At 68.3% G+C, this 8,954-nt stretch carries 9 protein-coding genes; 3 read left to right on the forward strand and 6 right to left on the reverse strand.

Translation table 11 applies throughout. The annotated features are described in order from the left end of the window. Nucleotides 1–115 precede the first annotated feature (115 nt). Complete coding sequence (ilvN, locus tag ADBZ6I_RS13415) at nucleotides 116–625, reverse strand: acetolactate synthase small subunit (RefSeq protein ID WP_526384624.1); 510 nt, start codon at nucleotides 623–625, stop codon at nucleotides 116–118. Then, nucleotides 625–2,517 carry an acetolactate synthase large subunit gene (locus ADBZ6I_RS13420; RefSeq protein ID WP_526384626.1) on the reverse strand — a complete coding sequence of 631 codons (1,893 nt, stop codon included), beginning with the start codon at nucleotides 2,515–2,517 and terminating at the stop codon, nucleotides 625–627. The genes ilvN and ADBZ6I_RS13420 overlap by 1 nt, the downstream gene beginning before the upstream one ends. Nucleotides 2,518–2,772: 255 nt before the next feature. Here ADBZ6I_RS13420 and ADBZ6I_RS13425 point away from each other — a divergent pair, with 255 nt between their 5' ends. Then, on the forward strand, nucleotides 2,773–3,171 hold the full coding sequence (locus tag ADBZ6I_RS13425) for a PH domain-containing protein (RefSeq protein WP_526384628.1): 399 nt from the start codon (nucleotides 2,773–2,775) through the stop codon (nucleotides 3,169–3,171). Nucleotides 3,172–3,192: 21 nt separating this feature from the next. Here ADBZ6I_RS13425 and ADBZ6I_RS13430 read toward each other — a convergent pair whose 3' ends face one another. After that, nucleotides 3,193–4,020 carry a DoxX family protein gene (locus ADBZ6I_RS13430; RefSeq protein ID WP_526384630.1) on the reverse strand — a complete coding sequence of 276 codons (828 nt, stop codon included), beginning with the start codon at nucleotides 4,018–4,020 and terminating at the stop codon, nucleotides 3,193–3,195. A 210-nt stretch (nucleotides 4,021–4,230) separates the two neighbouring features. Between ADBZ6I_RS13430 and ADBZ6I_RS13435 the strand changes: the two genes are divergently transcribed. After that, nucleotides 4,231–5,334: a PQQ-dependent sugar dehydrogenase gene (locus tag ADBZ6I_RS13435; protein WP_526384640.1), complete on the forward strand. Its 1,104-nt coding sequence runs from the start codon at nucleotides 4,231–4,233 to the stop codon at nucleotides 5,332–5,334. A 38-nt stretch (nucleotides 5,335–5,372) separates the two neighbouring features. Here the strand turns inward: ADBZ6I_RS13435 and ADBZ6I_RS13440 are convergent, their stop codons facing one another. Both ADBZ6I_RS13440 and ADBZ6I_RS13445 read right to left on the reverse strand, forming a co-directional pair. Continuing rightward, the gene (locus ADBZ6I_RS13440; protein ID WP_526384632.1) at nucleotides 5,373–6,599 is read right to left on the reverse strand and encodes a GAF domain-containing sensor histidine kinase; all 1,227 of its coding nucleotides are present in this window, start codon (nucleotides 6,597–6,599) and stop codon (nucleotides 5,373–5,375) included. Beyond that, the gene (locus ADBZ6I_RS13445) at nucleotides 6,596–7,246 is read right to left on the reverse strand and encodes a response regulator transcription factor (protein WP_526384634.1); all 651 of its coding nucleotides are present in this window, start codon (nucleotides 7,244–7,246) and stop codon (nucleotides 6,596–6,598) included. Before ADBZ6I_RS13445 ends, ADBZ6I_RS13440 begins: the two co-directional genes overlap by 4 nt. A 95-nt stretch (nucleotides 7,247–7,341) precedes the next feature. On the opposite strand from ADBZ6I_RS13445, the gene ADBZ6I_RS13450 reads away from it, so the two are divergent. Beyond that, on the forward strand, nucleotides 7,342–7,884 hold the full coding sequence (locus tag ADBZ6I_RS13450; RefSeq protein WP_526384636.1) for an HAD family hydrolase: 543 nt from the start codon (nucleotides 7,342–7,344) through the stop codon (nucleotides 7,882–7,884). Between the two features lies 1 nt (nucleotide 7,885). On the opposite strand, the gene gatB is transcribed toward ADBZ6I_RS13450, so the two are convergent. Then, the coding region (gene gatB, locus ADBZ6I_RS13455; protein ID WP_526384638.1) for an Asp-tRNA(Asn)/Glu-tRNA(Gln) amidotransferase subunit GatB at nucleotides 7,886–8,954 on the reverse strand (1,069 nt) is incomplete at its 5' end.

The raw sequence follows: 8,954 nt of genomic DNA on the forward strand, positions 1-8,954 counted from the left end.
CCGTAGCCGATCACACCGACCTTGCGGCCCTGAATGATCGACAGCTCGGCGTCGTCGTCGTAGAACATCTCGATTGCCACTGAGTTTCTTTTCCTTCTGTTCGTTTCCGTTACAGCTATTTAGCGTTCGTCATGCCGCGCGGTCCGCGCGATAGTGCTACCACACCGGACTGCACCGTCTCCTTGATGCCGTACGGTTCGAGCACCCGCAGCAGCGCTTCGAGCTTTTCCTCGGTGCCGGTGGCCTCGACAGTCAGCGACTCGGTGGAGACGTCAATGACCTTGGCGCGGAACAGGTTCACCGCCTCGATGACCTGGCTGCGGTTGCCGGCGTCGGTGCGGACCTTGATCAGAGCCAGCTGCCGGGCGACCATGTTGTCGTCGTCCTGCTCGACGATCTTGATCACGTTGATCAGCTTGTTGAGCTGCTTGGTGATCTGCTCCAGCGGTGTCTCCTCGGCGGTGACCACAATGGTCATCCGGGACATGTTCTTGACGTCGGTGGGACCGACGGCCAGCGACTCGATGTTGAACCCGCGCCGGGAGAACAGCGCGGCCACGCGGGCCAGCACGCCGGGCTTGTCCTCGACGAGCACCGACAGGGTGTGGGTCACAGTGTTGGCCATCAGGCACGTCCTTCGGAGTTGTCCTCGTCGAACAGCGGGCGGATGTTGCGGGCCGCCATGATCTCGTCGTTACCGGTGCCGGCGGCCACCATCGGCCACACCTGCGCGTCGGCGCCGACAATGAAGTCGATGACCACCGGTCGGTCGTTGATAGCCCTGGCCTGGTTGATCACGTCGACCACGTCTTCGGAACGCTCGCAACGCAATCCGACGCATCCCAGCGCCTCGGCCAGCTTGACGAAGTCCGGGATGCGCTGGCTGTGGGTGGCCAGGTCGGTGTTGGAGTAACGCTCGCCGTAGAACAGCGTCTGCCACTGGCGGACCATGCCGAGGTTGCCGTTGTTGATCAGGGCCACCTTGATCGGCACACCCTCCACCGCGCAGGTGGCCAGCTCCTGGTTGGTCATCTGGAAGCAGCCGTCGCCGTCGATGGCCCACACCTCGGTGTCCGGGCAGGCCATCTTGGCGCCCATGGCCGCCGGCACGGCGTAGCCCATGGTGCCCAGGCCGCCGGAGTTCAGCCAGGTGCGGGGCTTCTCGTAGGAGATGAACTGGGCGGCCCACATCTGGTGCTGCCCCACGCCGGCCACGTAGACGGCATCCGGACCGGCGATCTTGCCCAAGGTCTCGATGACGTACTCCGGGCTGAGGCTGCCGTCGCTCTGCGGGCCGTAGCTCAGTGGGAACTTCTCCCGAATCCCGTTGATATAGGACCACCAATCGGCCAGGTCGGGGTCGTCGACCCCTTCGTTGCCGATCCGCTCGGCACCGGCGGGCATCCGCGTGAAGGCGTCGATCAGATCCCGCAGGACGGCCTTGATATCGCCGACGATCGGGACGTCGGCGTGCCGGTTCTTACCGATCTCGGCCGGGTCGATATCGGCGTGGATGACTTTGGCGTCGGGGGCGAAGGTGGACAGCTTGCCGGTGACCCGGTCGTCGAAGCGCGCGCCCAGGGTGATCAACAGGTCGCTCTTCTGCAGGGCGGCCACCGCGGCCACCGTGCCGTGCATACCGGGCATGCGCAGGTTCTGGTGATGGCTGTCCGGGAAGGCGCCGCGGGCCATCAGGGTGGTGACCACCGGGATCCCGGTCAGCTCGGCCAGTTCCTTGAGTTCCTCGGTCGCGTTGCCGCGGATCACGCCGCCGCCGACGTAGAGCACCGGCTTGCGGGCGGCGGTGATCAGCTTGGCCGCCTCCTTGATCTGGCGGCCGTGCGGCCGGGTGTTCGGCTTGTAGCCGGGCAGGTCCAGCTGCGGCGGCCAGGCGAAGGTGCACTCGCCCTGCAGGACGTCCTTGGGGATGTCGACCAGCACCGCCCCGGGCCGGCCGGTGGAGGCGATGTGGAACGCCTCGGCGATCGAGCGGGCGATGTCGTTGCCGTCGCGGACCAGGATGTTGTGTTTGGTCATCGGCATGGTGATGCCGGTGATGTCGGACTCCTGGAAGGCGTCGGTGCCGATCAGGCTGCGCCCGACCTGGCCGGTGATGGCGACCACCGGGATGGAGTCCATCTGCGCGTCGGCCAGCGGAGTGACCAGGTTGGTGGCGCCCGGACCGGAAGTGGCCATCATGACCCCGACCCGGCCGGTGGCGTGGGCGTAGCCGCTGGCGGCGTGGCCGGCGCCCTGCTCGTGACGCACTAGAACGTGGCGGACCTTCTTGGAGTCGTACAGCGGGTCGTAGACCGGCAGCACGGCGCCGCCGGGGATGCCGAAGATCAGGTCGACGTCGAGTTCCTCCAGCGAACGCACCACCGCCTCGGCACCGGTCATCTGCTGCGGGGCTACCCGCTGCGTCGAATGGCCGTTGCGGTTGTCGGGTGCGCCGTTGGTCGGTGTCGCCGATGACGGGGCCGAAGTCTCGGTTGCTCGGGTGGCAGGTGCGCTCACTGGTGTCCTCGGTGTCTGTCGGGTGCGGATATTCAGATTGGGCAAGAAAAAACCCCCGTCAGCATGGCGGCTGTACGAGGGTTGCGCGCTGGTGCGTGTGGCTAAACCCGGCAGAGGGCAAGCGCGGCACCAACGCGCTGACCTACTACGAGCTCTCCGCCGGAAGTCATAACCCCGAAGGTTAGCCTCGGCACAGGTCAAGCGTCAAATCGATCCGGCTGCCAAATTAGTCCGGCGCAGTGCGATGATTCTCCGATGACGGACGGACCCGACGGCCCCAAGACGGTGATCCGCATTTCCCCGATCGCCCACTTCGCCTCGATTTTCCTGGCGTTGTCGCTGCTCACCATCGGTCCGGCCTTCGGGATGGGCGCCATGCTGGCGATGATGGTCATCCCGATACTGATCTCGGTGGCCATCGAACGGGTGCGCACCGTCGCCGACGACGAGACCGTCACCGCCCGCGGGCTGCGAAAGAGCCGGACGGTCCGGTGGACTCAGATCGAGGGCTTGGAGTTCACCCGCAGCAAGTGGGCCAAAGCCCGGCTGACCGACGAGGCCTCCATGGTGCTGCCCGCGGTCACCTTCTCGACGCTGCCCCGGCTGACCGCGGCGAGCCGGGGCCGGGTGCCCAACCCGTACAGCCGCGACTGACGTCTGCCCCGGGACGCGGGGTCAGGCGAAGGGGTTGTTGCCGCGAAGGTAGAGCCAGGCGGCAACGCCGCCGCCGATGGCCAGCACCAGAGCCAGGAACGATCCGATGAAGGGCCGGCGCGCCCAGCCTCGGCCGCCGTCGAAGCCGTATCGGCCGGGCCCGGCCAGAATGATCGTCGCCGCCGCGGCGGCCAGCATCAACAGGTGCTCTGCTGCCGAACCCAGCACGAACAGTCCGCCGTCCTGCCGTTGCGCCGTGAACGTCGCGAGCAGGCTGTTGACCAGGAAGGCCAGCGCGACCGCGGCCGCCACCGGGGTGAACAGCCCGAGTACCAGCAGCACCCCGGAGGCGATCTGGGCGCCCGCGGCGATGTAGGTGAGCATGTCGGCGTGCTGGTAGCCGGCCTCGGTGAGGGTGTCTTTGAACCCCTCCAGACCAGGACCACCCCACCAGCCGAACACCTTCTGCAGGCCGTGGGCGATGAAGATGGCCCCGAGCGCCACCCGCAGGACCAACAGGCCGAGGTCCTGGGTGCCGCGACGGCCGGCGGCCTTGGCGCGCTCCTCGGCGTCGGGTCCGACCTCCTGCGGTCGCGCCGGGGACGCTGCGTCCACCGGCGGCGTCGGCTGCACGTACGGAAGAGGCTCGGGTTCGTGGAGCAGCCCGTACCCGGTCGAGGGGCCCGGCGGCGGCGCCGCGGCGGCGCCGAACGGGGACCGCAACCGAGTGGTCTCGGCGTCGACACCCGCGCCGACACCGTAGGTTCCGGGCATCAGCTCGTCCTCGGGGTCGACCAGTCGTGCCGACTCGGGTCGCTGCCAGCCGGGATCGGGGTTCTGGCTCGTCACAGAGGCCAGAGTAAGTGCTGGAGTGGCCAAAGCGGGGATTTGTTGCTTACGTCCAACAGGTCGAGATCGATTCGAAACGCCCGCTGGGCACGCTCTGCGCCGACAGCGCGAGATACGGCGCCCCGGGAGCGCCGTGGCGGACACCGCCGTGTGATCCGTAACCTGACGGGCATGCGCGAGCGCCCACACCGATCGGCCGTCGGAACGTCGATGGCTGTGCTGTGCACGACGCTGGCCGTGCTGACGGTCGGTACGTCGGGATGCGCGCGCTTCGACAATGCGGTCTCCCAGCCGTTCACGACCCCGCCGGAGATGGTGCCGGGGCCGCCGTCCACCCCGCCGCCTCCCCCACCGCTTCCGCCCAAGCCGTTCCCGAAGGTGTGCCCCGCGCCGGGCGTCATGCAGGGCTGTCTGGAGAGCACCAGCGGGTTGATCATGGGTCCGGACGCCAAGACCGCCCTGGTCGCCGAGCGGGTGACCGGCGCGGTCAAAGAGGTGTCGGTGAGCGCCGAGCCCGAACTGAAGACGGTGATCCCCGTCGACGGCAGCGGCGACGGCGGCCTGATGGACATCGTGCTGTCACCGACCTACTCGCAGGACCGGCTGATGTACGCCTACATCAGCACCCCGACCGACAACCGCGTGGTCCGCATCGCCGACGACGACGTGCCCAAGGACATCCTCACCGGAATCCCCAAGGGCGCGATCGGCAATCCCGGGTCGCTGATCTTCACCAGCCCGACCACCCTGGTGGTGCAGACCGGTGACGCCGGGAACCCGGGGGCCGCCAACGATCCGAACTCGCTGGCCGGCAAGGTGATTCGCATCGAGCAGCCGACGACAGTGGGCCAGGCCCCGCCGACGACCGCGCTGAGCGGGATGGGATCCGGCGGTGGCATGTGCCTGGACCTGGCGGACAAATCGCTCTACGTCACCGACCGCACGCCGGCCGGCGACCGGCTGCAGCGGATCGGCCCGGACTCCAAGACCACCACCGTATGGACGTGGCCGAACCGGCCCGGGGTGGCAGGGTGCGTGGCGCTGGACGGCACCGTGCTGGTCAACCTGGTCGACACCAAGCAGACCGTGGCGGTGAATCTGGCCCAGGCCTCCGGAGCGGTCACCGGCGATCCGGAGGTGGTCCGCCAGGACACACACGGTCACGCGTGGGCGCTGGACGTGGCCCCCGACGGCAACATCTGGGGGGCGACGGTGAACCGGACCGCCGGGGACGCCGAGAAGCTCGATGACGTCGTCTTCCCGCTCTTCCCGCAGGGCGGCGGGTTCCCGCGTTCCACCGCCGAGGTCACCTGACGCCAGGCCGGTTGGTCAGCAGCAGAGACCCTGGAGCTTCAATCCAACGGGACAGCGACGGCCACCGTGGTCCCCACGCCCGGCTGTGACCGGACCTCCAGTGTGCCGCCCACCAATTCGGCGCGTTCGGCCATCGACAACATCCCGTATCCGCCCGACGACACGTCCACGATCACGCCGGCCCTGGCGGTGTCGAAACCGACTCCCCGGTCGGCGATCACCAGCCGGGCGACGCGATCGCGCACCGTGAAACTCACCGTCGCCGCCAGCGCGCGGGAGTGCTTGACAACGTTCTGCACACCCTCCTGCGCGATGCGGTACAGCGCCACCTCGATGTGTTCGGGCACCCGAGCGTCGTCGAGGTGCAGTTCCAGATCCACCTCCGGGGTGGAGGCGGCCAGACTGGCCAGCGCCCCGCCCAGCCCCAGGTCGTCGAGTACGGGCGGGCGCAGACCGCTGATCGCCGAACGCGCCTCTCCGAGAGTCAGATCCACCAGATCGCGGGCCTTCTCCAACTGCTCGGCCGCCGACGCCTGGTCGCCGTCGTCGACGGCACGGGCCGCCGCGTCCAGCCGGTAGGTGAGGCCGACGAGCCGCTGGGAGATCCCGTCATGGATGTCACCGGCCAGCCGACGTCGTTCACTCTCCTGGGCCCCGACCACCTGTTCGGCGAAGTTCTCGTGCGCCCGTTCCCGTGCCATCAGCTGCCGATGCAGCCGGGCCTGGTGCAGCGAACCGGCGATCAGCCGGCCGATCACGAGCAGCAGTTCGATGTCGCGGGCGGTGAAGTCGCGCCGGGAAATGGTGTGGACGTTGAGCACACCCACCAGGCCGCCCGGTTCGGTTTCCATCGGGACCGACGCCATCGAGGTGAAGTCGTTGCCGCGCAGCGCGGCAATCGGCACGTAGCGGGGATCGGCCTCCTTGTCGCTGACGATGACGACCGGCTCCCGGTGGGTGGCCACCCAGCCGGACACGCCGGACTCCAGCGGCAGCCGGATCCGGCCCACCTGTTCGTCGAACGGCGGGGTGGCCCCGGCCAGGGTCAGCGAGCTGTCGGTGTCGTCGAGCACATGCACGAAGCAGACGTCGGATTCCGTTGCTGCCGTGATCAACTGGGCCACCGCGGCGGCCATCGGCTCCACCCCGGGTCCGGTGGAGGTGGCCGCGATGATGTCGAGCAGCAGCGCCACCTCACGGTCGGCGTCGACCAGCCGGTGAACGGCGTTCGGGCTGACTCCCGGGTTCTTGAGCGGGCTGCTCACCGAAAGATCCCTTCTCGCAGCGCCATCGCCGCAGCACTGGTGCGATCGCCGACCCCGAGTTTGCGATAAACCGAACTGAGGTGGGTCTTGACGGTCTCTTCGCCGATGACGAGTTTCGCGGCGATTCCGCGATTGGACGCACCCGTGATGACCAGGGACAGGATTTCGCTCTCCCGTTGGGTCAGCCCGTGCCGGGCGCCCGGCCAGAACTGATCGCTCTGCAACCGCGCGGCGGTCTCGGCGGCCCGTGCGGCCAGCCCGGCGTCGATGGCGCTGGCGCCGGCCTGTACGCGTTCGAGCTGGCGCACCAGTTCGTCGCTGCTGATTCCTTTGAGCAGATAGCCCGCGGCGCCCACCCGCATCGCCTGGAAGAGGTACTGCTCGTCGTCGTAGACCGACAGCAGGATCACTTTCTGAGCTGGCCGGCGGTCACGGATCTCCCGGCACAGATCCAGCCCACTGACGCGGTGCATGCGCACGTCACACAGCACGATGTCGGGGTCGAGCTGGTCGATCACCGTCAACGCGTTGTCGGCGCCGACCACCTCACCGACCACCTGCACCCGGTCGGCGAACGGCGTGAGCATGGCTTTGAGACCCTCGATGACCATCTCGTGATCGTCGATGAGCACCACCCGCACCGGCATGGACTAACCGTAATTGCCAGCGGCCCTCTCAACCACCACCCGCCTCCCCTGATCGGGGGATGTTTCGGCCGGTTGAGCGCCACAGACTGAGGGCCATGAGCGCACTGCGGACCTCGTCTTGGTGGAACCGGTCGGACCGGCCGGCGCACTTGGAGGCGGTCATCTTCTCCGTGGATGCACTGCTTGCCGACAGCCGCGCCGATGAGCGCCTGCTTGCCGAAGCGGTGTGGGACTTGCATTGCGCCGGCATCCGGGTGGCCGTCGTCACCTCCGGGCACTGGCCGGCCGTGCACCGGGCGTTGCGCGACCTGCTCGGCGACGGCGCCGTCGAGGTGTTGGTGACCGGTGACGAGGTGGGTCGGTCAAAGCCGGATCCGGAGGTCTACCAGCACGCGTTGTGGCAAATGGGCGTCCGCGCGGTCGACGCGATCGCGGTCGAGGACTCCGCTGCTGGTTTGCGCGCGGCGGTCGCAGCCGGCCTGACGACGGTGGTGGTCACCGCCGGGGGGTGTGACCACGATTTCGTCGGAGCAGCCGCCGTGCTGTCCGGGCAGGAGGCCGCCGAGGCGCTGTCGGCGCATGGCTGCCGAAGGATGCTGCTCGGCTCACCAACTCACCCGATAAGCCGGCCTGCCTGAACTAGCCGCTCTGACCGCAGGCTTTGAGCACCAGCTCACGGACCCGGGCGGCGTCGGCCTGTCCCTTGGTGGCTTTCATCACCGCACCAACGACAGCCCCGGCGGCCTGAATCTTGCCGCCGCGGATCTTCTCGGCGATATCGGGATTGGCCGCCAGCGCCTCGTCGACGGCGGCCTGGATCAGTGAGTCGTCGCGAACCAGGGCCAGGCCGCGGCCGGCCATCACCTGCTCGGGCTCGCCCTCACCGGCCAGCACACCCTCGACCACCTGGCGGGCCAGCTTGTTGGACAGCTTGCCGTCGTCGACCAGTGTGATGACTCCTGCCACCTGAGCCGGCGTAATGGCCAGCGCGTCGAGTTCGACGCCTTCTTCATTGGCCTTCTGCACCAGGAAGTTGCCCCACCAGGCGCGGGCGGCCTCGCTGGAGGCGCCAAGGCTGACGGTGGCCGCGACCAATTCCACCGCGCCGGCGTTGACCAGGTCGCGCATCACCTCGTCGGAAACACCCCACTCCTGCTGAGTTCGCTTGCGCGTCAACCACGGAAGCTCCGGGATGGTGCCGCGCAGCCGTTCCACCAGCTCCGCCGACGGGGCCACCGGTTCGAGGTCGGGTTCCGGGAAGTATCGGTAATCCTCGGCGGTCTCCTTATCCCGGCCCGGGGAGGTGTAGCCGTCCTCGTGGAAGTGCCGGGTCTCCTGATGGACCTTGCCGCCGGACTCCAGAACCGCTGCCTGACGGCGCATTTCGTAGCGGACGGCCACCTCGACGCTCTTGAGCGAGTTCACGTTCTTGGTCTCGGTGCGGGTGCCGAACTCCTGCTGCCCGATCGGCCGCAGTGAGATGTTGGCATCGCAGCGCAGCGACCCCTGGTCCATCCGGACGTCGGAAACGTCCAAGGCGCGCAACAGGTCCCGCAACGCGGTCACATACGCGCGGGCCACCTCCGGCGCACGCTCACCGGCGCCTTCGATGGGTTTGGTGACGATCTCGATCAGTGGCACGCCGGCCCGGTTGACGTCGAGCAGCGAGGTGGTGGCGCCGTGGATGCGGCCGGTGTCACTGCCGACG

It is taken from the genome of Mycobacterium sp., assembly GCF_044342925.1.
In the GTDB taxonomy this organism is placed as follows: Bacteria; Actinomycetota; Actinomycetes; order Mycobacteriales; family Mycobacteriaceae; genus Mycobacterium.